This is a genomic window from Oleiphilus sp. HI0061 (genome assembly GCF_001635675.1).
On record NZ_LWFE01000288.1, the window covers coordinates 1 to 943 of the forward strand.

The following is a 943-nucleotide window of genomic DNA, read 5'->3' on the forward strand; positions in this document are numbered from 1 at the left end:
ACGTCTTGGTGCCGATGAATTTGGCATACTCACCTACAACAAAGATAAGCGTCAAGCTATTTAGATTGCGAAAACCATACAGACCGCAATAAAAGACCTAAACTTCACCTGGCATGGAAAAAGTTTCACGACCAGCATTAGTATCGGCATTGTTTCAATTAATAATAAAACCTCTTCGGTCCAGTCCGTTCTGAGCTGTGCTGACATGGCCTGCAATGTCGCCAAAGAAAAAGGTCATGACGGCCTTAAATGGTACAGTGAAGATGACCCAGAGCACTTACAACGGCGAAGTGAAATGCAATGGGTCAGCCGCATTAAACGAGCGATAGCTGATGATTTGTTTATACTCCACTTCCAGAGCATGAAAGGCCTCCAAAAACACTGTAGTGGCGGTGCACACGGCGAGTTTCTGGTTCGACTTAATGATGACTCAGAACTGATTTACCCCGGCTCCTTTATTCCCGCAGCCGAGCGCTACAAACTTATGCCACGTTTACATAGATGGGTGGTAAAAAATGCGTTTAAGTACTTGGCTGAATCAGGTTTAGGGTATCAGGATCAAGGAACATTTTTCATCAACTTGTCAGGTAATTCACTTAGTGACGCCTCTTTCTTTGAAGATATTCGGCATTTACTAAAAGAGTTTGAGTTCATTCCTGAACGTATTTGCTTCGAGATTACCGAAACCAGTGCTATCGACAACCTTAAGGATGCCGTAGAGTTTATTTCCGAGATCAGAGAAGAAGGTTTTAAATTTGCACTCGATGACTTTGGTGCTGGGATGAGCTCCTTTTCTTATCTTAAGAAGATTCCAGTAGATTATCTGAAAATTGATGGCAGCTTTGTCTTGAACTTGTTACACGATCCGATTGATCGTGGAATTGTTGAAGCTTGCAATGNANTAGNCATTAAGCGGCCAACTATCCAATTACCGAAGAAGATA

The 943-nt window shown here is 42.4% G+C and carries 1 protein-coding gene; it reads left to right on the top strand.

The window, feature by feature from the left end:
• Positions 1–76: 76 nt before the first annotated feature.
• The coding region (locus tag A3735_RS03715) for an EAL domain-containing protein (RefSeq protein ID WP_255375131.1) at positions 77–943 on the top strand (867 nt) is incomplete at its 3' end.